Annotated in this window: 26 protein-coding genes; 11 read left to right on the forward strand and 15 right to left on the reverse strand. The window is 63.7% G+C overall.

Annotation, left to right across the window (positions count from 1 at the left end; all coding sequences use genetic code 11):
• Positions 1-180: 180 nt before the first annotated feature.
• From CAF70_RS23110 to CAF70_RS23125, 4 genes are all read right to left on the reverse strand, one after another.
• Positions 181-1,095: an SDR family oxidoreductase gene (locus tag CAF70_RS23110; protein ID WP_085626900.1), complete on the reverse strand. Its 915-nt coding sequence runs from the start codon at positions 1,093-1,095 to the stop codon at positions 181-183.
• 210 nt (positions 1,096-1,305) lie between these two features.
• A complete protein-coding gene (locus CAF70_RS23115; RefSeq protein WP_085626898.1) occupies positions 1,306-2,211 on the reverse strand; it encodes an alpha/beta fold hydrolase in 906 nt (301 codons plus the stop codon).
• A gap of 176 nt (positions 2,212-2,387) precedes the next feature.
• Complete coding sequence (locus CAF70_RS23120; protein WP_085626896.1) at positions 2,388-3,074, reverse strand: LrgB family protein; 687 nt, start codon at positions 3,072-3,074, stop codon at positions 2,388-2,390.
• Positions 3,064-3,450 (reverse strand): CidA/LrgA family protein, encoded by a 387-nt coding sequence (locus CAF70_RS23125; RefSeq protein WP_085626894.1) that lies wholly within the window; start codon positions 3,448-3,450, stop codon positions 3,064-3,066. The genes CAF70_RS23120 and CAF70_RS23125 overlap by 11 nt, the downstream gene beginning before the upstream one ends.
• Before the next feature lie 96 nt (positions 3,451-3,546).
• Between CAF70_RS23125 and CAF70_RS23130 the strand changes: the two genes are divergently transcribed.
• Positions 3,547-4,428, forward strand: coding sequence for a LysR family transcriptional regulator (locus CAF70_RS23130; protein ID WP_085626892.1), 882 nt, complete (start codon positions 3,547-3,549; stop codon positions 4,426-4,428).
• 163 nt (positions 4,429-4,591) lie between these two features.
• Here CAF70_RS23130 and CAF70_RS23135 read toward each other — a convergent pair whose 3' ends face one another.
• Positions 4,592-5,050: a flavodoxin gene (locus CAF70_RS23135; protein ID WP_085626890.1), complete on the reverse strand. Its 459-nt coding sequence runs from the start codon at positions 5,048-5,050 to the stop codon at positions 4,592-4,594.
• A gap of 128 nt (positions 5,051-5,178) precedes the next feature.
• Here CAF70_RS23135 and CAF70_RS23140 point away from each other — a divergent pair, with 128 nt between their 5' ends.
• Both CAF70_RS23140 and CAF70_RS23145 read left to right on the forward strand, forming a co-directional pair.
• On the forward strand, positions 5,179-5,607 hold the full coding sequence (locus CAF70_RS23140; protein WP_085626888.1) for a PAS domain S-box protein: 429 nt from the start codon (positions 5,179-5,181) through the stop codon (positions 5,605-5,607).
• A 56-nt stretch (positions 5,608-5,663) separates the two neighbouring features.
• On the forward strand, positions 5,664-6,281 hold the full coding sequence (locus CAF70_RS23145; RefSeq protein WP_085626887.1) for a hypothetical protein: 618 nt from the start codon (positions 5,664-5,666) through the stop codon (positions 6,279-6,281).
• Here the strand turns inward: CAF70_RS23145 and CAF70_RS23150 are convergent.
• Positions 6,266-7,201 (reverse strand): MerR family transcriptional regulator, encoded by a 936-nt coding sequence (locus CAF70_RS23150; protein WP_085626885.1) that lies wholly within the window; start codon positions 7,199-7,201, stop codon positions 6,266-6,268. The two genes, CAF70_RS23145 and CAF70_RS23150, sit on opposite strands and share 16 nt — an antisense overlap.
• 219 nt (positions 7,202-7,420) lie before the next feature.
• Here CAF70_RS23150 and CAF70_RS23155 point away from each other — a divergent pair, with 219 nt between their 5' ends.
• The 4 genes from CAF70_RS23155 to CAF70_RS23170 are packed head-to-tail and all read left to right on the forward strand — an operon-like array spanning position 7,421 to position 9,392.
• A complete protein-coding gene (locus tag CAF70_RS23155) occupies positions 7,421-7,981 on the forward strand; it encodes an antibiotic biosynthesis monooxygenase (protein WP_085626883.1) in 561 nt (186 codons plus the stop codon).
• Between the two features lie 33 nt (positions 7,982-8,014).
• Complete coding sequence (gene folM / locus CAF70_RS23160; protein ID WP_085626881.1) at positions 8,015-8,752, forward strand: dihydromonapterin reductase; 738 nt, start codon at positions 8,015-8,017, stop codon at positions 8,750-8,752.
• 9 nt (positions 8,753-8,761) lie between these two features.
• Positions 8,762-9,058: a DUF1244 domain-containing protein gene (locus CAF70_RS23165; RefSeq protein WP_003260708.1), complete on the forward strand. Its 297-nt coding sequence runs from the start codon at positions 8,762-8,764 to the stop codon at positions 9,056-9,058.
• Entirely contained in the window at positions 9,051-9,392 is a 342-nt protein-coding gene (locus CAF70_RS23170; protein ID WP_085626879.1) for a HopJ type III effector protein, read from the forward strand. Before CAF70_RS23165 ends, CAF70_RS23170 begins: the two co-directional genes overlap by 8 nt.
• A gap of 127 nt (positions 9,393-9,519) precedes the next feature.
• On the opposite strand, the gene CAF70_RS23175 is transcribed toward CAF70_RS23170, so the two are convergent.
• From CAF70_RS23175 to CAF70_RS23190, 4 genes are all read right to left on the reverse strand, one after another.
• The gene (locus CAF70_RS23175) at positions 9,520-10,428 is read right to left on the reverse strand and encodes an alpha/beta fold hydrolase (protein WP_085626877.1); all 909 of its coding nucleotides are present in this window, start codon (positions 10,426-10,428) and stop codon (positions 9,520-9,522) included.
• Positions 10,429-10,595: 167 nt separating this feature from the next.
• Positions 10,596-11,807 (reverse strand): enoyl-ACP reductase FabV, encoded by a 1,212-nt coding sequence (fabV, locus tag CAF70_RS23180; RefSeq protein ID WP_085626875.1) that lies wholly within the window; start codon positions 11,805-11,807, stop codon positions 10,596-10,598.
• Between the two features lie 244 nt (positions 11,808-12,051).
• Positions 12,052-12,585, reverse strand: coding sequence for a cytochrome b/b6 domain-containing protein (locus CAF70_RS23185; protein ID WP_085626873.1), 534 nt, complete (start codon positions 12,583-12,585; stop codon positions 12,052-12,054).
• Positions 12,582-12,848 carry a PepSY domain-containing protein gene (locus CAF70_RS23190; RefSeq protein ID WP_085626871.1) on the reverse strand — a complete coding sequence of 89 codons (267 nt, stop codon included), beginning with the start codon at positions 12,846-12,848 and terminating at the stop codon, positions 12,582-12,584. Before CAF70_RS23190 ends, CAF70_RS23185 begins: the two co-directional genes overlap by 4 nt.
• Positions 12,849-13,023: 175 nt before the next feature.
• Between CAF70_RS23190 and CAF70_RS23195 the strand changes: the two genes are divergently transcribed.
• Positions 13,024-14,202 carry an acetyl-CoA C-acetyltransferase gene (locus CAF70_RS23195; protein WP_085626869.1) on the forward strand — a complete coding sequence of 393 codons (1,179 nt, stop codon included), beginning with the start codon at positions 13,024-13,026 and terminating at the stop codon, positions 14,200-14,202.
• A gap of 136 nt (positions 14,203-14,338) precedes the next feature.
• Here CAF70_RS23195 and metE read toward each other — a convergent pair whose 3' ends face one another.
• Positions 14,339-16,630, reverse strand: coding sequence for a 5-methyltetrahydropteroyltriglutamate--homocysteine S-methyltransferase (metE, locus tag CAF70_RS23200; RefSeq protein WP_085626867.1), 2,292 nt, complete (start codon positions 16,628-16,630; stop codon positions 14,339-14,341).
• 313 nt (positions 16,631-16,943) lie between these two features.
• On the opposite strand from metE, the gene CAF70_RS23205 reads away from it, so the two are divergent.
• Positions 16,944-18,431: a methylenetetrahydrofolate reductase C-terminal domain-containing protein gene (locus CAF70_RS23205; protein WP_085626865.1), complete on the forward strand. Its 1,488-nt coding sequence runs from the start codon at positions 16,944-16,946 to the stop codon at positions 18,429-18,431.
• Here the strand turns inward: CAF70_RS23205 and yjiA are convergent.
• The 3 genes from yjiA to CAF70_RS23220 form a co-directional block, all read right to left on the reverse strand.
• Complete coding sequence (gene yjiA, locus CAF70_RS23210; RefSeq protein WP_085626901.1) at positions 18,391-19,368, reverse strand: GTPase; 978 nt, start codon at positions 19,366-19,368, stop codon at positions 18,391-18,393. The two genes, CAF70_RS23205 and yjiA, sit on opposite strands and share 41 nt — an antisense overlap.
• A gap of 146 nt (positions 19,369-19,514) precedes the next feature.
• The gene (locus CAF70_RS23215) at positions 19,515-19,712 is read right to left on the reverse strand and encodes a YbdD/YjiX family protein (protein WP_085626863.1); all 198 of its coding nucleotides are present in this window, start codon (positions 19,710-19,712) and stop codon (positions 19,515-19,517) included.
• Between the two features lie 13 nt (positions 19,713-19,725).
• Positions 19,726-21,792 (reverse strand): carbon starvation CstA family protein, encoded by a 2,067-nt coding sequence (locus tag CAF70_RS23220; protein WP_085626861.1) that lies wholly within the window; start codon positions 21,790-21,792, stop codon positions 19,726-19,728.
• 178 nt (positions 21,793-21,970) lie between these two features.
• On the opposite strand from CAF70_RS23220, the gene CAF70_RS23225 reads away from it, so the two are divergent.
• Complete coding sequence (locus CAF70_RS23225) at positions 21,971-22,333, forward strand: PilZ domain-containing protein (RefSeq protein WP_085626860.1); 363 nt, start codon at positions 21,971-21,973, stop codon at positions 22,331-22,333.
• 263 nt (positions 22,334-22,596) lie between these two features.
• On the forward strand, positions 22,597-24,114 hold the full coding sequence (locus CAF70_RS23230; protein WP_085626858.1) for a nucleobase:cation symporter-2 family protein: 1,518 nt from the start codon (positions 22,597-22,599) through the stop codon (positions 24,112-24,114).
• A 176-nt stretch (positions 24,115-24,290) separates the two neighbouring features.
• Here CAF70_RS23230 and radA read toward each other — a convergent pair whose 3' ends face one another.
• Positions 24,291-25,661: a DNA repair protein RadA gene (gene radA / locus CAF70_RS23235; RefSeq protein WP_003251626.1), complete on the reverse strand. Its 1,371-nt coding sequence runs from the start codon at positions 25,659-25,661 to the stop codon at positions 24,291-24,293.
• Positions 25,662-25,742 lie beyond the last annotated feature (81 nt).

Genomic DNA, 25,742 nt, shown 5'->3' on the forward strand with positions numbered 1-25,742 from the left:
TCTTTTTCAAAATGTCAGCGCTGCTGCAGAACTGAAGCCGTACATCTCATGTTTGCTGCGCGACAGCGCAGCCCGGAAGGGCTGGGTGATCTCCCACAGGGAATCACTGCCCTCAGGTTTGGTGATATCACTGTGGGAGCGGGCAAGCCCGCGAAGAGGCCAGCACAGGTAGTACAAAGCTCAGCCCAGCGGATACTTCTGCAAATTCGCCATCATCTGCTGCAGCGCCTGCAAGCTGTCTTGCGGGTGTACCGCTCCATCGAAGTCGCCAATCCGTGCCCAGTTCTCCGCCACCTGTTCCGGGGTAAAACCTTCGCGAGGATCGAAGCCTACCCCCAGGCTACGCTCCCAGCGCACCTTGCCCACCCAGCCGCCACCCACTTCGAACAGCTCGCCAGTGCCCTGGCACTGCTCGCTGCCCAGGTACACCACCAGTGGGCTGACCAGCTCAGGCTTGAGCCGCTCGAACACCTGGGGCGGGATCAGTCCTTCGGTCATCCGCGTGCCACCCGTGGGGGCGATGGCGTTGACCAGGATGCCATGCTTGCGCCCTTCGATTGCCAAGGTACGCGTCAACCCGTACAGGCCCAGCTTGGCCATGCCGTAGTTGGCCTGGCCGAAGTTACCGTAGATGCCGGAGGTGGAAGCGGTGAAGATCACCCGCCCCCAGTTCTGCTCGCGCAGGTGCGGCCAGGCAGCGCGGGTGACCTTGTAAGCCCCCTCGACATGCACCTGATAGACTTGCTCCCAGTCGCTGTCGTCCATCTTGTGGAAGGTCTTGTCACGCAGGATGCCGGCATTGTTCACCACTACATCGACCCGGCCGAAGCTGTCCAGGGCCTGCTCGACGATGCGCGCGCCATGGCTGACCGAATCATGGTTGGCGATTGCGCTGCCCCCGGCAGCGCGGATCTCCTCTACCACCCGGTCGGCGGCGGAGGCGCTGGCACCTTCACCGTGGGTAGAGCCGCCAAGGTCGTTGACCACCACCCGGGCGCCACGCGAAGCGAACAACAGCGCATGCGCACGGCCCAGGCCGCCGCCGGCTCCGGTGACGATCACCACGCGATCTTGCAGACGGACAGGCTCGCTCATGCTCATGGCTCCAGGCAGGTTCAGGTCAGCCGAGTGTCCGCCGCCAGCGGTGGGTGGACAATCAAGCTCACGCAGGCTGAATGCCTGGCAATAACGCAGGGCGATGGTTATGGGGCCGCTGTGCGGCCCATCGCCGGCAAGCCAGCTCCCCACACCGACCGCGCCAACCTCAAGACCTGTGGGAGCCGGCTTGCCGGCGATGAGGCCCTGTCAGGAGCACGCCACTTTCTGCCGGGAATGGTTCAGCGACTGTTCACGAAAGGCCAGGTAATGGCGCAGCACCTGCACCGGCGCTTCGGTATGCGGGTAATGGCCGATGCCCTGCAACTGCACGGTGTCGGGCTCCGGCACCAGTTGCCGGTAGCGCTCCACCATGTGCCCGCCGGAAAGCGGGTCGACCACGCCATTGATGAAGCGCAGCGGCACGCCTTGGCGCTGCATCGCGCCAACCCAGCGGGCGCGATGCAACCTGCGCTCTGGCATGTAACCCACCAGCTTGTGCAGGATGCGCGTGCCATGATTGGCGACGATCAGGCTCCAGAAGTCATCCAGCACGCTCTCACTGGGGTAGGTACACGGGCCGTAGACCTGAGTCACGCTGCGCACCAGATCGTCGCGCCCGAACGAGCGCCCTACCAGCCAGCCCAGGCGGCTGAGCAGCAGCTTCTGGATCAGCAGCATGCGGCAGCTTTCGGGGAACAACCCGCTGTTGAGGAACACGCAACTGGCGATGTCGGCGCGCTGTTCATGATGCCGCGCCAGCAGTTCCTGAGCCACACTGCCGCCGTAATCATGAGCCAGCAGATGTACTGGCTGGTCGACCTTCAGTCCGGCGAGCAAGGCCTGCTGCAGGTCGGCCTGCTCGATCAGGCTGTAGACGTGATCGACCGGCTTGGCCGAATCGCCGAAGCCGAGCATGTCGCAGGCGATCACCCGAAAGCGCTGGGTCAAAGGCCCCCAAAGGTAGCGCCAATCCCAGCTGGCGGTGGGGAAGCCGTGCAACAGAAGCAAGGGCTCTCCTTGCCCTGCGGTCCAGTAGCGGATGCTCTGGCCCCGGAAATCGAAACTCTGTCCCCGGGTACGCCAGATGCACAATGGAATTTCGGCCATGGGCATCAGAACGGTCCCGGTGAAGTGGTGATGGCGGAATAGAGCAAGGCTGCGGTCATTGCATGTCACCTCGGCACATACATGTGCTCTCTATGTCGAGGCTGAGTCTAACCAGCGGTCCAAGGGCTGGGACTTGCGTTGTCAGCCAGCTTGATGACTTGGCGAGTCAGTGGCACGAACGGTCAGAGCAGCATGGCCAGCAGCGGTGCCGCAAACAGGTTCAGCAGCCCGGTAAGGACCATGACCAGGCCGGCCACCGAGCCTTCCTCGCGGCCCACCTCCTGTGCCCGGCTGACCCCGGCGCCATGGGCGCCGACACCGAACAGCGCTCCCCGTGCCAGCGGCGTGCGCAGCGGCAACCAGCGCAGCAGCACGCCGCCGAACATCGCCCCCAGCACACCGGTGAACATCACGAACACTGCCGTAAGCTCCGGTACGCCGCCCAGGTCGTGGGCCAGTGGCATGGCAAAAGGTGTGGTGATCGACCGCGGCACCAGCGACAGGCTGGTCGCGCTGTCCAGCGCCAACAGATGCGCCAACCCCCAGGAACTGGCGATCGAAGCACTGCTGCCGACGACCATACCCACCATCAGCGCCGGCCAGTGGCGCGCCAGCATGCCGCGTTGCTGCCAGATCGGTACCGCGAATGCCACGGTTACCGGGCCAAGCACACTCATCAGCCAGTGGGTGTTGCGGGCGTACTCGGCATAGGCGGTGTGCAACGGCACGGCCACCGCCAGCAACAGTACCGGCACCAGAATCAGTGGCGACAGCAGGTAGCGGCCGCTGCGCCGGTACAGCCAGCGGCTGCCCAGGTAGGCCAGCAAGGTCAGGGCCAGCCAGAACAGCGGCATGGGTTCAAGGCTCATGGCGCAACCTCCAGCGGCACACCAGTTCCACAGTCAGTGCGGTCACCACCATCACCATCAGGGTGCTCACCGCGATCACCAGCAGGATGCGCCAGCCCTCGTCACGGATCAGGGCGCCGTAATCGAGCAGGCTCATCAACGCCGGGATGAAGAACAGCAGCATCTCAGCCATCAGCCAGCCGGCGCCCAGTTGCAGCGTGGCCGGCTTGAGCACACCCGAGGCGAACAGCAACAGCAGCAATGCCAGGCCCATCACGCCGCCGGGAATCGGCCAGCCTAGCCAGCTGGCAAGCTGGCCGCCGAGCAGGAACAGGCCACAGAGGATCGCCAGCTCGACGAGCAGGCGCAGGGCTTTTTTCAGTAACGCGGGTTTCATGGGGGAGTCCTCGACAGGCCCTCATTTTAAGATTCGGCTGTGTAGGCCAGAAGCGAATTGTTAGACTGAACGCCATTCCAGAATGGAATTGCGATCATGGAATTCAAACAGCTGCGCAGCTTTATCGAAGTGGTCCACCGCGGCGGTTTTACCCAGGCGGCGCAGACTCTGCACATCAGCCAGTCGGCGGTGAGCAAACAGGTGGCCCAGCTGGAGCAAGATGTGGGCCAGCCACTGCTGGAGCGCCAGGCCTCGCAGCTGCACCTGACCGCTGCCGGGCGCATCGTGCTGGAGCGCGGCGAGGCCTTGCTGCGCCAGCGTCAGGCACTGCTCGGCGAACTGGACGATCTCAGCCAGATGGCCCGCGGCGAGCTGCGCCTGGGCTTGCCGATGCTGGGCAGCGACGCGCTGTTCGCCGGGTTGTTCGCCGAGTATCGGCGGCGTCACCCGAACATCGCGGTCCACTTGCTCGAAGGCGGCAGCCGCAGTATCGAACAGGCGGTCCGGAGTGGCGAACTGGAGCTGGGTGGTAGCCTGACGCCCGCTTACGAGGCGTTCGACTATCAGCCGTTCTGCAACGAACCGATGGACGCCCTGTTGCCGGCCGGTCATGAGCTTGCGAGCCAAGGCGGAGTGGACCTGCGGCAGTTGGCTGATACGCCGTTCCTGCTTTACCAGCGCAGTTTCGTGCTGAATGACCGGCTGCTGAAGGCGTGCCAGCAGCAGGGCTTTACTCCGAAGGAAGGCGGGCGCAGCGGCCAGGCGGACTTCCTCGCGGCGCTGGCGGCGGCGGGCCAGGGCGTGGTGTTGCTGCCCCGTGTGGTGGCAAAAGCGCTGGAGCGCCCAGGTGTGGTGCGCTTGCCGCTGCGCTCGCCGGGGGATTTGCGTTGGGATATCGCGTTCATCTGGCGGCGCGGTGCGTACCTGTCACGGGCGGCGCAGGCGTGGTTGGCGTTGCTGCGCGAAAGCCACGGCTGACGCGCTTCTTTGTGGGAGCGGGCGTGCCCGCGAAGAATTCAACGCGGTGGATGGCACCGGCTGCGCCGGTGTTCGCGGGCACGCCCGCTCCCACATGGATTGCACAAGCTCTTGGATTTTGTGGAAGACGGTTGCGCCCACAGAAACCGCGCCTGGCTTGGGGTCAGGAGGCTTTCAAGGCAGCAGCCAACTCAGCCAACCAAGGCTCTGCATCCGCCTCCGGGGTCACCGTCTCGCTGGCATCCAGGCGCAGCATCGGCTGCACTTCCCGCACGCCCAGTTCGGCAAACAGTTCGCGCATCTGCTCGCCACCACCGCAATAGGTATCGCCATAACTGCTGTCACCCAACGCAATCACCGCACCTGGCAGGCCACGCCAGGCCGCAGGCAGGGTGTCACGAATGCTGCTGTACAACGGCATGAGGTTGTCCGGCAGTTCGCCCATGCCAGTGGTCGAGGTCACGGCCAGCAAGGCATCGGGGGCAAAACCTTCAAGGTCCTGCAAGGTGGCGCGCGCCGCATGCCAGGCCTCCAGGCCTGCAGCCTTGAGCAGCGATTGAGCGTGGCGGGCGACTTCTTCGGCGGTGCCGTAGACCGATCCGGAAATAATGGCGACTTTCATCGGGTAGAGGATTCCGAAACTGAGTGAAAACGTAGGATACTAGCATCCGGCGCTGGCAAAAGGCCGCCTCTACCAAAGTCACCATCTTCAACCCTGCTTCGCACCCTTGTTTACTCAACGGCCCGAACATGATCAACGCGCAACTGCTGCAATCCATGGTCGATGCATCCAATGACGGCATCGTGGTCGCCGAACAGGAAGGCGACGACACCATTCTCATCTATGTGAACGCGGCTTTCGAACGCCTGACCGGCTATAGCCGTGACGAAATCCTTTATCAGGATTGCCGCTTCCTGCAGGCCGAAGACCGCGACCAGCTTGGCCGCGCCCGCATTCGCAAGGCCCTGGCCGAAGGCCGGCCGTGCCGCGAAGTGCTGCGCAACTACCGCAAGGATGGCAGCGCCTTCTGGAACGAACTGTCGATCACCCCGGTCAGGCACGACGCGGAACAGCGCACCTACTTCATCGGTATCCAGAAAGACGTCACTCGCCAGGTCGAACTGGAGCGGGAACTGGCGCAACTGCGCGTTCGTCCGAAACCCGACGAACGCACCTGAACCAAGTACGCCACGCACGGTCAATCGCGTTGAAGAAATCGCTATCGAGTTCGATCATGCAAGCAGAAGCGCTCCTTACCCAGGACGAGCTGGATTTCATACAGAACATGCAGCATTCGCCGCAGTTGAACCTGGCCGACCCCATGTCGAGCCTGCTGGTCAATGGCGACCGCCGCATCCAGAGCCTGCTCACCCGCTTGGTCGCCAACGAGCAGGTAACCCTGCAGGCCCAGTTCAACAACCAGCAGATAAGCTTCCCGCTGCAACTGGTGGAAGACGAATTCCACGCCCTGCACCTGCAACTGGGCTCACCGGAAATCTACGAAGACGGCCCTATGCTGCGCCCCTGGCGCCTGTCGATGGAAAAGCCGAGTGCACTGCTCGATGCCCATGGGCAGGAAAGCGGCCTGTGGGTTCGCGATATTTCGTTCAAGGGTACGTTGCTGGAAGTCCGTGGCCTGCCAGCGGCGCCAACCCGCTTCGAACTGCGCTTCGCCCCTGGCAGCATCCCTCCCATCGAACTGCATGGCGTGCTGGGCAGGCGCATCGGCCCGGACCTGGCCGCCTACGACCTCAGTCAAAGTCCGGCCGAAGAGATCGAACGCCTGCGCGACTACATCCTCCAGGCCCATCGCCGGGCCCACCCCGAGCTTCACACTCAGGTATCGAGCTGACCGGCCAGAAATTGCCGCAAACGCTGGCGCATAACGCTGCCCTGCGCGCCCAGGCAGGCGATCGGGCTGCCAGCAAGGCTGTCCTGTGCCAGTTCCGCCGCTTCACCCGCCAGTAACAACGGGCATTCCAGCCCTGCCACCAGGCGCGTCAGGCGCCGGGTGAGTTCCGTGGTGGGCGGCTGGTGGGAAAACAGCACCAGGGCATCCGGTTTCAGGCGCTCGCAGACCAGTGTCAGCTCTGCCAGCGGCTGCCCGCTCGCCAGTGGCGTCACGCCAACTTCATCGCTGCCCAGGGTCAGGCTGGTCACCAGCAATTCCAGCTCGTGGCACTGCCCCGGCAACGGCGCCAGGAGCACCTTGTGGGTGCGCGGTGCACGGGCAAGTTGCAAGCGGGCAAACACCCGGCCACGCAGGAACTGATCGAAGAACAGCCACTCGCTGGGCTGCCCGTAGCCGCCATGGCCGACCGCCAGTTCATGCCAGACCGGCATGAACACTTCGCTGAACACCTGGTCCAGGGCGCAGGCGGCAAACACCTCGTCGAACAGGCGGTCCAGGCCAGCCACGTCAAAACACTGTAGCGCCTGGCGAATCTGCTGCTGCCAGTGCACCCAGGTGCCCGTCGCGCCACCTGCCTGCCCGGCAACAGCGTGGCCGCGCGCAAGGATGCTGGCAACCTTGCTCACCGCCACACCGCGCGCCAGCCAGCCCAGGATACGTCGGATATCATCGATGTCGGCCTGGGTATACAGGCGATGGCCACTTTCGGTGCGGGTTGGCTGGATCAGACCGTAGCGGCGCTCCCAGGCGCGCAAGGTCACGGCGTTGACGCCGGTCAGGCGGGAAACCTCACGGATCGGAAACAGGTCCTGCTGCGCGAGGCCCGCATCGATAACCGGATTCAGTCCCTGTTCGTTCATCTGCAAGGTGTACCTTGTGTGCCCAAGTTGAACACCTAGTCTACTACGGCAATACCACACGCTGTGCCGCAACCGTTTGCCGGCTGACAGTTGCCGAAGATCGCACATGGGCGATAATCCGCGCCCGATTCTTGCATGCACGCCTGCGTTGCCCACCACCCCGGGCCACACAGCCAAAGGGGCCGGCTACCCGCCAGCCCCGTTGCCAGGAGATACACGATGTCTACCCCTCCCGTCACCCTGATGGTGTCGCGCCGCGCCGCCCATGGCCGCTACCAGGAACTGCTGGCCTGGCTGCATGAAGGCGAACAGCTGGCCACCGACTTCCCCGGCTACCTTGGCTCGGGCATCCTGGCGCCACCCCGCGACAGCGACGAATTCCAGATCATCTTTCGTTTCAGCGACGAACCGACCCTGCAGGCCTGGGAGCATTCCGCCTCGCGCCGGGCCTGGCTGCAGCGCGGCAACGGCCTGTTCGAACGCCCCAAAGAAGCGCGCGTGAGCGGCATTGACGACTGGTTTGGCACCAACCTGGTGCAAAAACCACCGCGCTGGAAGCAGGCGGTAGCCATCTGGCTGGCCTTCTTCCCGGTCTCGCTGGTATTCAACCTGGTGTTCGGCCACTGGCTGGCAGCACTGGGCCTGGTACCACGGGTATTGCTCAGCACCCTGGGCCTGACGCCGGTGATGGTCTACCTGTTCATCCCCCTGTCCACCCGCCTGCTGGCCGGCTGGCTGCATGCATCCCCGGCCCCCGCTGGCGCCCTGCGCAGCCGCTAAGGCCAGGCCGTACACACGGTAGACAGTTCGGGTATGCTGGGCGGCAACCAAAGGACAGACAAGTTGACCGCCCCGAACATGAACAGCCCCATTCTCGTTACCGGAGCCAGCCAGCGCGTCGGGCTGGCTCTGGCCCTTGAACTGGCGCAGGCCGGCCATACGGTAGTCAGTGCCAGCCGAAGCCTTCAGCCACAGGCGGCCCACCCGAACATCGTGCAGTTCCAGGCCGACCTGTGTCAGGCGGCTGACCGCCAGGCCCTGATCGACTACCTGCACAACCATTACGACGGCCTGCGCGCGATCATCCACAACGCCTCGCTGTGGCTCGACGATGGCCTCGAAAACCTCGAAACCATGTTCCGCCTGCACGTCGAAGCGCCCTACCATCTCAACCTGGCCCTGGGCGACCTGCTGGCCAAGGTGGAAAAGGCCGACATCATCCACATTTGCGACGAAACCTCTTCGCGCGGCAGCAAAAGCCACATCGGCTATGCCGCGACCAAGGCCGCGCTGCAGAACATGGTGCTGTCGTTCGCCGAAAAATATGCGCCCAAGGTGCATGTGAACGGTATCCTGCCCGGGCTGCTGATCCTCAAGGAAGGGGGTGACGAAGCCTACCGCCAGCAAACCCTGAAAAAGGCCCTGCTGGAGTTCGAACCCGGCGCCGGCCCGCTGATCGAGACAGTCAAGTACCTGCTCGCCAGCCAGTACAGCACCGGCAGCCAGGTGGTCATCAACGGTGGCCGCCACCTGAAGAACCGCATGACCTGAGAGAAGCCCATGACCCCACAGCAACAGCTCGAACTCGAGGCCGCCGCGTTCCGGCGCCTGGTCGAACACCTGCAAAAGCGCACCGACGTGCAGAACATCGACCTGATGAACCTGTCCGGCTTCTGCCGCAACTGCCTGTCCAAGTGGTACAAGGCCGCGGCTGACGAGCGCCAGCTCGACCTCAGCCTGGATGACGCCCGCGAAGCGGTGTACGGCATGCCCTACGCCGAGTGGAAAGCCCAATATCAGAAAGAAGCCAGCGCCGACCAGCAAGCGGCGTTCGAAAAAGGAAAACCCCGTGACTGACCTGAACACCCTGCGCGCCAGCCTGGCCAGCGGCCAACACGTGTTTGCCGACACCCTGGCGTTCATTGCCGACAACTACAGCTACCAGCCACAGGCCTTCGACAATGGCGGCGTGGCAAATGCAGCCGGGCAGAACGAAGGTTCCTGCAAGACTCTGGGCCTGGCGCTGCTGGAAGGGCTGAGCGACCAGGAAGCGCTGCTGGCCTTTGGCGAGCACTACCGTGACGTGGTGGCCACGCCCGAGGGCAGCGACCATGGCAACATTCGTGCGCTGATCAAGCATGGTTTGGCGGGCGTGAAGTTTGCCGAGCTGCCGCTGTCGCGCAAGGCGTGAGATAGCCGGGGCCGCTTTGCGGCCCTTTCGCCGGCAAGCCAGCTCCCACAGGTACCCCACTGCCTTCAGGCTTGATGATATCCCTGTGGGAGCTGGCTTGCCGGCGATGAGGCCGGTGCAGGCAGCATCAACCCATGATCTTTCCTGGGACGTCACCCGCCAACCCACCCCGCTGCAACCACTGCAACGCCACCGGCCACAAACTTTCGCGAAACCGGTCATGGAAGAACGCGAAATGGCCAATTTCCTCGACCGAGATATCCTCAGGCGCAATGCGCAGGTGCTGGCGCTCGGCCCGCTGCAGATAACCCAGCAAACGCTCGGTCGCCGCCACAGTGCCAAAGGGGTCATCGGTCAGGCTGATGGCCAGCGTCGCCGCCCGTACCTGGGCGAACGGTAGTGCCTCCAGCGCACGCCCACTGGGCCGCTGCTCATAGCGCGGGGTACGGGTGGTCCAGTCGTGCACCACGCCGGATGGCGTGTCCTCCAGCCAACCCAGGCGCTTGCCGGGAAAGTAACCGAACAACCGGGTGAGCAGCGGCATTACCACATGCCACTTGCCGAACAGTTGCCAGCGCTGATCAACCGCGTAATCGCGCCAGTAGGCAAATTGCGCGCCGACCATCACCACCCGGCGCACCTTGCTTGCCGACGGTGCCAGCCCCACTGCGCAGCCGCCAAAACTATGCCCCACCACGTCCACCGGCTGGCCCGGGAAATGTTCTGTGGCGTGCACCAGCATGGCTTCGAAGTCCAGCCGGCCCCAGTCGCTCCAGGACGCCTGGAAGCCGCGCAACGAGAGCGGTCGGGATTCGCCGATGCCACGGTAGTCGTAGGTCAGCACATCACAACCCTGGGCGAACAGGTAGTCGGCGAAACGCGAGTAGTAGCGGCAGCGTACCGAGGTGGCAGCGTTGATGATCACCAGCGGGCGCTGGGGATCAGGTCGGGCGTGGCGCCAGCGGAAGCCGCCGAGGCTGTAGCCGTCGGCTGCGGTGTGGCGAAAGGCAGTGGCGGGCTGGGTGAGGCTGCTCATGGCACATTCCCTGTTGTTGTGCGCCAAAGCTAGCAAAGTTTTTATAACCTGTACCGGCCTCTTCGCGGGCTTGCCCGCTCCCACAGGGATCTCACCAAGCTTGAAGGCAGTGGGGAACCTGTGGGAGCGGGCGTGCCCGCGAAGAGGCCGGTACAGGCCGGCAGCGGTTACAGCTCGATGCAGTCGAACTTCACCTCGGTAGCCACGTCTTCGTCGTAGTTGACGTCAGCGCGCTCGAAGCCGAACAGGTTGAGGAACTGCTTCTTGTAACCGGCGTAGTCGGTCAGTTCGAACAGGTTCTCGGTGGTCACCTGTGGCCACAGCGCCTTGCAGGCATCCTGTACGTCATCACGCAGTTCCCAGTCGTCCAGGCGCAGGCGGCCCTTTTCGTCGACCTCGGCCGGAGCGCCGTCGGCACGGTACATGCGGTCACGGTACATGCGGTCCAGCTGGTCCTGGGTGCCTTCGTGAACACCCTTCTCCTGCATGATCTTGAACACCATCGACAGGTAAAGCGGCATCACCGGGATGGCCGAGCTGGCCTGGGTAACCACCGACTTCAGCACCGCCACGTTGGCGCCGCCCTTCACTTCTTCGGCCAGTTTCTTGTCCAGGCGCAGGGCAGTTTCGTCCAGGTCCTGCTTGGCCTGGCCCAGCGCACCGTGCCAGTAGATTGGCCAGGTGATATCGCTGCCGATGTAGCTGAAGGCCACGGTGCGGGCGCCTTCGGCCAGCACGTTGGCGCCAGCCAGGGCGTCGATCCACAGCTGCCAGTCCTGGCCACCCATGACGGTGACGGTGTCGGCGATTTCCTGCTCGGTAGCCGGCTCGATGCTGGCCTCGATGATGGTGTCCTTGTTGGTGTCGATGGCGGTCGACTTGTACGGCTGGCCGATCGGCTTCAGGGCCGAACGCACCAGCTCACCGGTCTGCGGCAGCTTGCGCACTGGCGAGGCCAGCGAGTAGATGACCAGGTCGACCTTGCCGCCCATTTCGTTCTTGATCAGTTCGATGACCTTGGCACGGGCTTCGTCAGAGAAGGCGTCACCATTGATCGACTTGCTGTACAGGCCCTCGGCCTTGGCAAACTTGTCGAAGGCTGCAGCGTTGTACCAGCCAGCAGTGCCGGCCTTGGTCTCGGTGCCTGGCTTTTCGAAGAACACGCCCAGGGTGTCGGCCTTGAAGCCGAACGCCGCGGTGATGCGGGCTGCCAGGCCATAGCCGCTGGAAGCACCGATGACCAGGACCTTCTTCGGGCCATCCTCGCGCACGCCCAGCTTGCGGGTGGCTTCGATCTGGTCACGGACGTTGAGCTCGCAGCCCTTCGGGTGAGTCGTGGTGCAGATGAAACCGCGAACCTTAGGATGAATGATGGCCAATGTCTGTACCTCGTCAGGTTTATGCCGGGGGAAGCGCCGCCTTGGGCGATTCCGGTTGATCAGAGGGTGAGACTACCCCCGCAGGTTATCCGACACATATTACGGGGTGATCAGAGGGATTCAAAACCGAGGTTTTCCTGTCCGGCCGCTTCGCGGGCTCGCCCGCTCCCACAGGGACGGCGCAAATCCTGAAGGCTGCGCAGTACCTGTGGGAGCGGGTGAGCCCGCGAAGAGGCCGGCACAGTCAGTCGCGATGCCGACGGCGCCCGGTGATCATCGACCACGGCAGGTTTTCCCGCATGCGCACGCTCTCGTAGATGGCCGCCAGCACATGCACGCAAACCAGCACCAGCAGCGCGTTGGCCAGCCAGCTGTGCAGGTCCATCGGCCAGTCGACACCAAACAGCGCGTCCACCTCCTGCGACGCCCACCCGGTAAGGCCCAGGCCGGCGATGCAAGTCAGCATCAGCACCATCACCAGGGCGCCAATCGGCGAATGCCCCATGTGATGGTCAAGCTCCCCATGCAGCAGCGCCCGGGCATGGCCGACCAGGCTTGTCGGGGTTGGCCAGAAGTCGGCCCAACGCGCGCTGCGTGGCCCGACAAAGCCCCAGATCACACGCACCACCACAACGGCCAGTGCGTAGTAACCCAGCCACTGGTGCCAGTCTTCACCCTCTTCGTTGAAGAAGTAGTTGGCGAAGAACACCAAGGCGATCGACCAGTGGCACAGCCGCAGTAGAGGGTCCCACAGCTGCACCGTACCGTCGCTGTTCAATCGTGGTACTCGGTCTTGACTGCCTTGCCCGTCACTGGGTCATGGTAGATCTCGACCTTCTTGCCATCCTTGTCGAAACCGTAGATCTCGTAGCAGTTACCCTTGGTGACCTTGAACTTGTTGATCTTGTAGCCCTGCTCCTTGAGCTGCGCCTGGAATTTTTCCTGATCCTGCCAGGTGCTTTTGTCAGCAGTGGTACATTCGGTGGCGGCGAACACAGTGCCGCTGCCAATCAGGAGAGTCATGGCGATCAATGTACGCATGGGCATGAACTCCATTCAGATGGATGCAAAAGTGCATCCCTTAGCATAGTTCTGCAGGCCGCTTTACGCTCATTCATTGGCTTTACACATTAATCGCAAAGAAAAACAAACTTAACAAATGAGCCAAAGCCACCGATGCTTGCGGCATTACGCCCATCGCACGGAGAACAACAACATGAACGACGTGGTCATCGTCGCCGCAACCCGTACCGCCATTGGCAGCTTCCAGGGCGCCTTGGCCAATGTGCCTGCAGTAGACCTCGGTGCCGCCGTGATCAAGCGCCTGCTGGAGCAGACCGGGCTGGCCCCGGCACAGGTCGACGAAGTCATCCTCGGCCAGGTGCTCACTGCCGGCGCCGGGCAGAACCCTGCACGCCAGGCAGCGATCAAGGCCGGCCTGCCCTTCAGCGTACCGGCACTGACCCTGAACAAGGTCTGCGGCTCGGGCCTCAAGGCACTGCACCTGGGCGCTCAGGCCATTCGCTGCGGCGACGCCGAGGTGGTAATCGCCGGCGGCCAGGAGAACATGAGCCTTGCCCCCTACGTGATGCCCTCGGCCCGCACTGGCCAGCGCATGGGGCATGGCCAGTTGATCGACAGCATGATCACCGATGGCCTGTGGGATGCCTTCAACGACTACCACATGGGCATCACCGCCGAAAACCTGGTGGAGCAATACGGCCTCAGCCGCGAGCAGCAGGACGCCTTCGCCGCCGAGTCGCAGCGCAAGGCGGTGGCGGCGATTGAGGCCGGCCGCTTCGATGATGAAATCACCCCGATCGTGCTGCCGCAGAAAAAAGGCGACCCCAAAGTCTTCGCGCGGGACGAGCAGCCGCGTCCGGATACCACTGCCGAGTCCCTGGGCAAACTGCGCCCGGCGTTCAAGAAGGACGGCAGCGTCACCGCCGGCAACGCTTCAAGCCTGAATGACGGTGCCGCCGCCGTGCTGCTGATGAGCGCTGCCAAGGCCAAGGCTCTGGGCTTGCCGGTGCTGGCCCGGATCGCGGCCTATGCCAGTGCCGGTGTAGACCCGGCGATCATGGGCATTGGCCCGGTTTCGGCCACGCAGCGCTGCCTGGACAAGGCCGGCTGGCAACTGGCCGAGCTGGACCTGATCGAAGCCAACGAAGCCTTTGCCGCGCAGGCGCTGGCCGTGGGCAAGGCGCTGGAATGGGATGCCGCGCGGGTCAACGTGAATGGCGGGGCGATTGCCCTGGGCCATCCGATTGGTGCGTCCGGGTGCCGGGTGCTGGTGACCCTGCTGCATGAAATGATCAAGCGGGATGCGAAGAAAGGCCTGGCCACCTTGTGCATTGGCGGCGGGCAAGGCGTGGCCTTGGCGATCGAGCGTTGATCACAGGCTGATGTGAGCAGGCCCGGCCTCTTCGCGGGCTTGCCCGCTCCCACAGGGACCCCACTGATGCTTGATCCAGTGATATCCCTGTGGGAGCGGGTTCACCCGCGAAGAGGCCGGCACAAACAGCAAAAAATCAGACAGTGGCACGCAGCTCGCGGGCAGCTGCGACCATGTTCACCAGCGCTGCCTCGGTCTCCGGCCAACCCCGGGTCTTCAGCCCGCAATCCGGGTTTACCCACAGGCGCTCGGCCGGGATACGCCGGGCAGCCTTGCGCAGCAGCTTGACCATTTCCTCACGGGTCGGCACCCGTGGCGAATGAATGTCATACACCCCCGGGCCGATCTCGTTGGGATAGGCAAAGCGCTCGAAGGCCGCCAGCAGCTCCATGTCGGACCGCGAGGTCTCGATGGTGATCACGTCGGCATCCATCGCCGCGATCGACTCGATCACGTCGTTGAACTCGCTGTAGCACATGTGGGTGTGGATCTGGGTTTCGTCACGCACCCCCGAGGCACACAAGCGGAAGGCCTCGGTGGCCCATTCCAGGTAATGGGCCCAGGCGCCATGGCGCAGCGGCAGGCCTTCACGGAAGGCCGCTTCGTCGATCTGCACAATCCTGATACCCGCCGCCTCCAGATCGACCACTTCGTCGCGGATTGCCAGTGCCAGCTGGCGCGCCTGCACTTCGCGGCTCACGTCTTCACGCGGGAACGACCACATCAACATCGTCACCGGGCCGGTCAGCATGCCCTTCATCACCTTGCTGGTCAGGCTCTGGGCATAGGTGATCCATTCCACGGTCATGGCTTTCGGCCGGCTCAGGTCGCCAACGATCACCGCAGGCTTCACACAGCGCGAACCGTAACTCTGCACCCAGCCGAAGCGGGTGAACGCATAGCCATCGATCTGCTCGGCGAAGTACTCGACCATGTCGTTGCGCTCGGCCTCGCCGTGCACCAGCACATCCAGGCCTAGGTCCTCCTGGATTTTCACCGCATGGCGGATCTCGCTGTGCATGGCCTCGACGTAATCGGCCTCGGTCAGCTTGCCCTGCCGGTAGGCCTGGCGTGCCAGGCGAATCGCCGAGGTCTGCGGGAACGAACCGATGGTGGTGGTCGGAAACGCCGGCAGGTCGAGCCCCGTACGTTGCTTGACGATACGCTGGGCAAACGCCGACTGACGCTGGCTGTCAGCGGGCTTGATGGCTGCCAGCCGGGCCTGCACGCCAGGCTTGTGAATACGCGGCGAAGCGGCGCGGCTGGCCTGCACGGCCTGGCTCTGGGCCAATGCGGCGGCCACGTCGGCGGCGTGCGGGGCATTGATGGCCTTGGCCAGCAGCGCCACTTCCTGGCACTTCTGCACGGCGAAGGCCAGCCAGCTGTGCAGTTCGGCATCGAGCTGGTCTTCACGGTCCAGGTCCACCGGGCTGTGCAGCAGCGAGCAGGACGGCGCCACCCACAGCCGCTCACCCAGGCGCTCATGGGCATGGCGCAGTACCTCCAGCGCCTTTTCCAGGTCGCAGCGCCAGACGTTGCGGCCGTTGACCAGGCCCAGCGACAGCACCTTGTAGGCCGGCAGGCGGTCGAGGATGGTCGGGTACTGTTCGGGCGCCCGCACCAAGTCGATGTGCAGGCCATCGACCGGCAGGTTCGCGGCCAGGCCCAGGTTGTCTTCCAGGCCGCCGAAATAGGTGGCGATCAGCTTCTTCAGTGGCGCCCGCTGAAGGATGTTGTAAACGCGCTCGTAGGCATTCTTCCAGGCCTGAGGCAGGTCCAGGGCGAGGATCGGCTCATCGATCTGTACCCATTCCACGCCCTGGGCAGCCAGGCGATTGAGAATCTGGTCATACACTGGCAACAGGCGGTCTAGCAGCTCCAGCTTGTCGAAATCGCCGCCCTTGGCCTTGCCCAGCCACAGGTAGGTCAGCGGGCCGATCACCACCGGCTTGACCGCGTGCCCCAGGGCCTGGGCTTCTGCCACCTCTTCGAACAGCTGCTCCCAGCTCAGGGCGAACTGCTGGTCGACGGTGAACTCGGGGACCAGGTAGTGATAGTTGGTGTCGAACCACTTGGTCATTTCCTGCGCATGGGCGCCGCCGCAGCAGCCATCACCCACGGCGCCACGGGCCATGGCGAACAGGGTTTGCAGCGTTGGCCTGGCGCCGTCATGGCTGCGAAAGCGCTGCGGGATCACGCCGAAGGTCAGCGAGTGGGTCAGCACCTGGTCGTACCAGGCAAAGTCGCCGACCGGCAGCAGTTCGATGCCGGCGTTTTTCTGCACCTGCCAGTGGCGGGCACGCAGCTCGCGGCCGACGGCGCGCAGGCCGGCTTCGTCGAGTTCACCCTTCCAGTAGGCTTCCTGGGCCTTTTTCAGCTCGCGGTCGCGGCCGATACGTGGAAAGCCCAGGTTGTGTGCCAGTGCCATGTCTTGTCCCTCAGCATGCAGAAATGAATGAGGGGATTCTCCGGGCACTGGCATCTTGAGACAAACTCATTAAATTTGAGATGAACTCAAGATTTACTCATGATCATGAATGTGTACTGCCTGTACCGGCCCCTTCGCGGGCATGCCCGCTCCCACAGGGTTCGCCACAGGCTTCAAGGTTCATGCAATACCTGTGGGAGCGGGCGCGCCCGCGAAGAGGCCGGCACAGGCACACACATGTCTCATTCAGAGCATGACCCCACCCGCCTTCTGCCGCACAATGCCACCCTGACCACACCAGGTACCCGGCCCCATGAGCCTGCTGAAAACCGCGCTGCGCGAAAACACCTTCGTCTGCATCATGGAGTTCGTCCCCAAGCCCTCCGCAGAACGCTTCGCCGCCATGGACGCGATCCTGGCCCGTGCGCACCTGTGCGGCTGGCCAATGACTGTGGCCATTGGCGACCGCGTCGGCAGCCCGCTGGACATGTCGCCACTGGACGCCCTCGCCTCGTTCGGCAACCCGGTACCTGCCCTGCCGCATTTCTCCGGCAAGGACCGCGAACGCCACCACCTGCTCGCCCAACTGCAACGCATGGATGCCGCCGGCCTCGACCAACTGCTGCTGCTGACCGGCGACCGTCTGCCCGGCCACCAGCCTGGCCAGCGCCCGGTGCGCTACCTGGAGTCGGTAGCAGCCCTGCAGATCGCCCGCCAGGCCTGCCCGCACTGGCTGCTTGGCGCGGCGCTGAACCCGTTCAAGTACTGCGAGGAAGAAGGCGGTGCCCAATACTTCAAGGCCGAGAAAAAACTGGCGGCAGGCGCCGACTTCCTTACCCTGCAACTGGGATTCGATGCCGGCAAACACCAGGAAGCCATGCACTGGATGCGCCGCCAGGCCACGCCCCGGCCGATGCTGGCCTGCCTGATGAGCCTCACCCACGGGCGTGCGGCGATGCTCGAGCACGTGGCGGGCGTGACCGTCACGCCGTCCATGCGCGACATGCTGGAAGCGGAAGCGGCGCAGTCCAAGGCCTTTGCCCAGGCGCGCAGCGTCGACCGCCTTGCTTTGCAGATCATCGGCGTGAAGCTGATGGGCTACGCCGGCGTGCATTTGTCGGGGGTTCACGAACTCAAGCAACTGCTGGCCCTGGAAGCACGCATCGAGCACTGGCAGGCGCAAATCCACACGCTGGAACAATGGGCGCCGGCCTGGCAGGCCAGCTGGCAGATGCCCGGCCTGCCGGCAGTCAGCTTCCATCCGCCGCAGGCAAGCTGGCGCCAGGGCGAATCACGGGTCGATGCCTCGTTCAAGGAGAAGGCGCGCTATCACCTGATGCACGGCATGCATTCGCTGCTGTTCAGCCGCCGCAATGGGCTGAGCAAGGCATTTGGCTGGGCTGTGCGCCAGCCGATGTGGGCCACCCGCCTTGGCGCGCAGGTGCTGCACAAGGTGGAACACACGGTGAAGAAACCGCTGGTAGGCTGCGACACCTGCGGCCGCTGCCGCCTGGAAGACACCCTGTACATCTGCCCGGAAACCTGCCCCAAGGGCCTGGCCAACGGCCCCTGCGGCGGCACCGCGCTGAACCGCTGCGAGTTCGGCGACCGCGAGTGCATCCACAGCGTCAAGTACCGCACCGCCAAGGCGGTGCGGCAGACAGCACTGCTGACCGAGCGACTGATCCCGTGCATCGAGCTCGATACACGCCACCGCAGCTCGTGGCCGCAGTGGTTCCAGGCCCAGACGCCGCGTCAGTTCAGCCCGCAGCCAGCGCCTCGAAGCCAGCCCGAATCGTAGCTTCGGGCAATTCGTCGGCGATGAACACCATCACGCTTTCGCGGGTTTCACCCTCGGCCCACTCGGCGTCCCAGTCGAAGCCATAGAGCTTGAGTACGCCCTGGAACACCAGCTTGCGCGCCTCTCCGGCAATGTTCAGCACGCCCTTGTAGCGCAGCAGCTGCTTGCCGTGGGTTTCCAGCAGTTCGTTCATGAAGTCGCTGAGGCGGTCGATGTCCAGCGGGCTTTCCGTGCGCAGCACCAAGGTGGAAATCCGGTCCGGGGTAGCGGGCTTGAGCAGCGGGCGTAGCGCTGGCTTCAGGTTCGCGCCCAGATCCGGGTTGAGGTTGAAACCACGCACATCCAGCAGCTCGGCCAGGTCGATGCGACCATGCTCGACCACGCGGACCGCGGCCCGGCCATTGATGCGCGCCAGGCGCTCGCGCAGGGCCTCGACTGCAGCGGGCTCGACCAGGTCGGTCTTGCTCAGCAGCAGGCGATCGGCAAAGCCGACCTGGGCCTGGGCGATGGTCTGGGTCAGGTGCAACTCGGCGTGAGCGGCATCGACCAGGGTGATGATGCCGTCGAGGATGTAGCGCTCACGCAGTTCCTCGTCGATGAAGAAGGTCTGGGCCACCGGCGCCGGGTCGGCCAGGCCGGTGCACTCGATTACCAGGCGGTCGAAGGCGATCTCGCCGGCATCCAGGCGTTCCAGCAGCAGGTACAAGGCGCGGGTCAGGTCGCCATGGATGCTGCAGCACACGCAGCCATTGGCCAAGGTCATTACCTGCACCGGGTCGTCGCCCAGTAGCTGGCTGTCGATGCCGGCCTCGCTGAATTCGTTCTCGATCACGGCGATCTTCAGGCCGTGCTCGGCCTTGAGCATGTGCTTGAGCAAGGTGGTCTTGCCGGCACCGAGGAAGCCAGTGAGTACGGTTACGGGAATAGGCGTCTGCACGCAGAACATCTCCTGTGCGGAAAAAACACTGGCCTCATCGCCGGCAAGCCAGCTCCCACAGGTACCGCACAAACCTTGAGGCCTGTGCAATACCTGTGGGAGCCGGCTTGCCGGCGATGAGGCCGGGACAGGTTAACGCTTGAGGCTCAACAACACTTGGGCCCGGACTTGCCGCCGTAGCGCGCTTCCTGGCGTTCGCGGAAGAACTGCTCGTACGTCATGACCGGCTTGTCCGGGTGCGTTTTCTGCATGTGCTCGACGTAGTTGTCGTAGTCGGGCATGCCGACCATCAGGCGGGCTGCCTGCCCCAGGTACTTACCCAGTCGACCCAGGTCGTTGAACATCGCAGCAGTCCTCTCAAGCTTCAGGCAGGGCCTGGAACGGGGTTTCCTTGTCGGTGCGCTCCTTGCGGCCGAGGGCGGCGAAGCCGACCTTGACAGCGAAGAACAGCACACTGAACACCACAACCAGGAACAGGATCGTCAGGCCGGCGTTGGTGTAGGCGTTGAAAATCACGTGCTGCATCTGTCCGATGTCCTTGGCCGGGGCCAGTACCTGGCCGGCGTCCAGCGCAGTGCTGTATTTCTTGGCCAAGGCCAGGAAACCAACAGCCGGGTTCGGGTCGAACAGCTTGATCAGGCCTGCAGTGGTGGTGCAGATGAGCAACCACACGGCCGGCAGCAGGGTGACCCAGACGTAGCGCTGGCGCTTCATCTTGATCAGCACCACGGTGCCGAGCATCAAGGCGATACCGGCCAGCATCTGGTTGGAAATACCGAACAGCGGCCACAGGGTGTTGATGCCACCCAGCGGGTCGATCACGCCCTGGTACAGCAGGTAGCCCCACAGGGCCACGCAGCCGGCAGTACCAATCAGGTTGGCAGTCCACGACTCGGTGCGCTTGAGCGCCGGCACGAAGCTGCCCAGCAGGTCCTGCAGCATGAAGCGCCCGGCACGGGTGCCAGCGTCTACCGCGGTAAGGATGAACAGGGCCTCGAACAGGATTGCGAAGTGGTACCAGAAGGCCATGGTGTTTTCACCCGGCAGCACCTGGTGCAGGATCTGCGCAATACCCACCGCCAGGGTCGGCGCACCACCGGCACGGGCCAGGATGGTGTGCTCGCCAATGTCGCGGGCAGTGGCCTCGAGCTGCTCAGGGGTAATCAGGAAGCCCCAGCTGCTGACCGTTTGCGCCACCGATGCCACGTCGGCACCGACCACCGCGGCCGGGCTGTTCATGGCGAAGTACACGCCTGGTTCGATCACCGAGGCGGCGACCATGGCCATGATGGCAACGAACGATTCCATCAGCATGCCGCCGTAGCCGATGTAGCGGGCGTTGGTTTCGTTGTCCAGCAGCTTGGGCGTGGTTCCCGAGGAGATCAGCGCATGGAAGCCGGACACCGCGCCACAGGCGATGGTGATGAACAGGAACGGGAACAGGGTGCCCTTCCACACCGGGCCGGTGCCATCGGTGAACTGGGTCAGCGCCGGCATTTTCAGCTCGGGCGCGATGATCAGGATACCAATGGCCAGGCCGACGATCGTGCCGATCTTGAGGAAGGTCGACAGGTAGTCACGTGGCGCCAATACCAGCCATACCGGCAGCACGGCGGCGACGAAGCCATAGCCCACCAGCATCCAGGTGATCTGCACGCCGGTGAAGGTGAACGCCGGGCCCCAGGTCGGATCTGCGGCAATCTGGCCCCCCAGCCAGATCGAGGCCAGCAGCAGCACCACGCCGATGACCGAGATCTCACCGATATGGCCCGGGCGGATGTAGCGCATGTAAATGCCCATGAACATCGCGATCGGAATGGTCGCCATCACCGTGAACATGCCCCACGGGCTCTCGGCCAAGGCCTTGACCACGATCAATGCCAGCACCGCCAGGATGATGATCATGATCAGGAAGCAGCCGAACAGGGCGATGGTGCCCGGGATACGGCCCATCTCCTCACGTACCATGTCGCCCAGCGAGCGGCCGTTGCGGCGGGTGGACAGGAACAGGACCATGAAGTCCTGCACCGCACCGGCCAGCACCACGCCGGCGATCAGCCACAGCGTGCCGGGCAGGTAGCCCATCTGCGCGGCGAGCACCGGGCCGACCAAGGGACCTGCGCCAGCGATGGCGGCGAAGTGGTGACCGAAGAGGATGTGTTTGTTGGTCGGGACGTAGTCCAGGCCATCGTTGTTGAGCACCGCCGGGGTGGCACGGCGCGGGTCGAGTTGCATCACCTTGGTGGCGATGAACAGGCTGTAGTAGCGATAGGCGACCAGGTAGATGGCCACTGCCGCGACCACGATCCACAAGGCATTGATCGCCTCGCCGCGACGCAGGGCAACCACGCCCAGCGCACAGGCTCCTATGACTGCCAGCGCCAGCCACGGAATGTGGCGTAGCAGGCTATTATTGTTGTTCATGGTTTGCTTCCAGCTGGTGGATTGGAAAAGACCGCCCATCGAGTCTAGGGCGAGTCATCGCGCATTGCCACACTTGCTTTGGTCTAGAGCCTCTGCGGCCAGATTGCGGTACCTGATGTACATACCACTCTAACTATAGTCAGGATGTCACCTGAGGACCTATGCGAGGATCTACCCCATGAGCGATCACGACGAACGCCGCCGTTTCCAGCGCATCGATTTCGATGCCCCCACCGAGCTGCGCCAGGGCGACCGCCGCTGGCCGGTAAAACTCCTGGATCTGTCGCTGAAGGGCCTTCTGGTCAATCGCCCCGAGCCATGGGACGCCGACCTGACCCAGGATTTCGATGCGATCATCCACCTCGACCGCGATGTGCGTGTGCAAATGCAGGTTGAATTGCGCCATGAGGAAGCCACCCGCCTGGGCTTTATCTGCCTGTACATCGACGTCGAATCGATGACCCATTTGCACCGTCTTGTGGAATTGAACGTGGCCGACAGCACCGAAATGATGCGTGAGCTGCGCGAACTCATCGAATAATGAAATCTCTTAGCTAGCTAATGGCTCCCCCGCGTTGTGTTTCTTGTCTACCCAGACAGCTTTAAGCCTGGGTAGCGGCGCTTTGTACACACCCCTCTAGCACAGCCTCTGACGAGTTGGTACGCCTTCTGCATTAGATTCCAGCGCATCTTGCGGGCACTCTTGTGCGCGCTACGATCAAAATATTGTATACAATTCTTGTGGCAATCATTTGCCGGAAGTGTCTACAGTAGCGCCACAACAATAAACAGAGAGCCTGCTCCATGACTACGTCCCCTAGCACGTCTCCCGCCAAGCGGCCCGAGGATGAAAACCTCGGTCTTGGTGCCAACCTGGCCTATGGTCTGCAGCATGTGCTGACCATGTACGGGGGGATCGTCGCGGTACCCCTGATCCTGGGGCAGGCCGCAGGCCTGAACGGCGCCGAAATCGGCATGCTGATCGCCGCTTCGCTGTTTGCCGGTGGCTTGGCCACCCTGCTGCAAACCCTTGGCCTGCCGTTCTTCGGCTGCCAGTTGCCGCTGGTGCAGGGCGTTTCATTCGCCGGTGTGGCGACCATGGGGGCCATCCTCAGCAGCGAGGGCGGCGGTGGCCTGCCGGGCGTGCTCGGCGCGGTCATGGCAGCGTCGCTGATCGGTTTTCTGATCACGCCGGTGTTCTCGCGCATCACCAAGTTCTTCCCGCCGTTGGTGACCGGCATCGTCATCACTACCATCGGCCTGACCCTGATGCCCGTGGCCGCTCGCTGGGTAATGGGTGGCAACAGCGCCTCGCCGGAATTCGGCAGCGTGGCCAACATCGGCCTGGCAGCCCTGACCTTCGCCATCGTGCTGCTGCTGAGCAAGCTTGGCAGCGCGGCGATCTCGCGCCTGTCGATTCTGCTGGCCATGGTGGTCGGCACCCTGATCGCCTGGGCGCTGGGCATGGCCGACTTCAGCAAGGTCACAGAGGGCCCGATGTTCGCATTCCCCACGCCGTTCCATTTCGGCATGCCGGAATTCCACATCGCCGCGATCCTGTCGATGTGCATCGTGATCATGGTGACCCTGGTGGAAACTTCGGCCGACATCCTCGCGGTGGGCGAGATCATCGACACCAAGGTCGACTCCAAGCGCCTGGGCAACGGCCTGCGCGCCGACATGGCCTCGAGCATCCTGGCACCGATCTTCGGCTCGTTCACCCAGAGCGCGTTTGCCCAGAACGTCGGCCTGGTAGCCGTGACCGGGGTCAAGAGCCGCTACGTGGTGGCCACCGGTGGCGTGATCCTGGTGGTGCTCGGCCTGCTGCCGATCATGGGCCGGGTAATTGCCGCGGTCCCTACTCCGGTACTGGGTGGCGCCGGCATCGTGCTGTTCGGCACCGTGGCAGCCAGCGGTATCCGCACCCTGTCCAAGGTCAGCTACAAGAACAACGTCAACCTGATCATCGTCGCGGCCTCACTGGGCTTCGGCATGATCCCGATTGCCGCACCGACCTTCTACCATCACTTCCCGAACTGGTTCGAGACCATCTTCCACTCGGGCATCAGCTCGGCGGCGATCATGGCTATCCTGCTGAACCTGATTTTCAACCACTTCACCGCCGGCAATTCGGACCAGCAGTCGGTGTTTGCTGCCGCGTACGAGCGCACCATCCAGTATTCGGACATTTCAGCGCTGCGTGATGGCGACTACTTCAAGGACGGCAAGCTGTTCGATGCCGAGGGTAATGAAGTGCCGATGCTGGAACAGGACGAGCATGGCAATGAAACGGTCAGGCGCAGTGCGGTTGCCGAGCATTGACCGCTGACTGAGCGGTGAGGTGGGGGGCCGATGCGCATCGTCGGCCCCTTTTTCATTTACCGGTACCGGCCTCTTCGCGGGCGCGCCCGCTCCCACAGGGACTGCACAAGCTTCGGAGACCGAGGTGATCCTGTGGGAGCGGGTTTACCCGCGAAGAGGCCGGTACGGGCCACGAATTACTCGAACAGCGCATCCAGGGCCTGCTCCAGCCGGGTAACGGCAATCACCTGCAACCCCGCCGGCGCCTCTTTAGGCGCATTGCCCTTGGGCACGATGGCTCGCTTGAAACCATGCTTGGCGGCTTCCTTCAAACGCTCCTGACCACTGGGCACCGGCCGCACCTCGCCAGACAGGCCAATCTCGCCGAATACCAGCAGCCCATGGGCCAGGGGCCGGTTGCGCAGGCTGGACATCACCGCCGCCAGCAGCGCCAGGTCCGAGGCGGTTTCCAGCACCTTCACCCCGCCCACCACGTTGAGGAACACGTCCTGGTCATGGGTGGGAATACCGCCGTGGCGGTGCAGCACCGCCAGCAACATCGCCAGGCGGTTCTGGTCAAGGCCCAAGGTCACCCGGCGCGGGTTGGCCAGGTGGCTGTCGTCGACCAGCGCCTGCACCTCCACCAGCATCGGCCGGGTGCCTTCCCAGGTGGCCATCACCACGCTGCCCGGTACTTCCTCCTGGGTGCGGTTGAGGAATATCGCCGAGGGGTTGGACACTTCCTTCAGGCCCCGGTCGGTCATGCCGAACACACCCAGCTCGTTGACCGCGCCAAAGCGGTTCTTGACCGCCCGCAGCAGGCGCAGGCGGCCATCGGACTCGCCCTCGAAATACAGCACGGTATCGACCATGTGCTCGAGTACCCGCGGGCCGGCGAGCGAGCCTTCCTTGGTCACGTGGCCGACCAGGAAGATCGCCGTGCCGCTCTGCTTGGCGTAGCGCACCAGCAACGCCGTGCTTTCGCGCACCTGGGCCACGCCGCCGGGTGCCGATTGCAACTGCTCGGTGAAAATGGTCTGGATCGAGTCGATCACCATCACTCGCGGTTTCTCGACGCGGGCCGTGGCGATGATGGTCTCGATGCAGGTTTCGGTCATCACCTTGAGCTGGTCCTGGGGCAGGCCCAGGCGCCGTGAGCGCATGGCCACCTGCTGCTGCGACTCCTCGCCGGTGACATACAGCGCCGGCATGCCCACGGCAATGTTGCACAAGGTTTGCAACAGGATGGTCGACTTGCCGATACCCGGGTCACCACCGATCAACACCACCGAACCATCCACAAGGCCACCGCCCAGCACTCGATCCAGTTCAGTGCTGCTTGTGGTGAAGCGCGGGATTTCCTCGACGCTGACTTCGGCCAGGGTCTTGATCTGCGCCTGCTGCCCGGTCCAGCCGGCACGGCCGCTACTGGGCGCAGCCGCACCGCCGCTTTCGATCATGGTCTCGACCAGGGTGTTCCAGGCCCCGCATTCGCCACACTGGCCGGCCCATTTGGGAAAGGTCGCACCGCACTCGGTGCAGCCATACAAGCGCTTGGCCTTTGCCATGGCTGGGGTCTCCTGGAAAAAACCGCCATGATAGCCGAGCTGGACGTGCCTCGAACGTCTCGGGATGCGACAAAACTATTC

Source organism: Pseudomonas sp. B19(2017) (assembly GCF_002113165.1).
In the GTDB taxonomy this organism is placed as follows: Bacteria; Pseudomonadota; Gammaproteobacteria; order Pseudomonadales; family Pseudomonadaceae; genus Aquipseudomonas.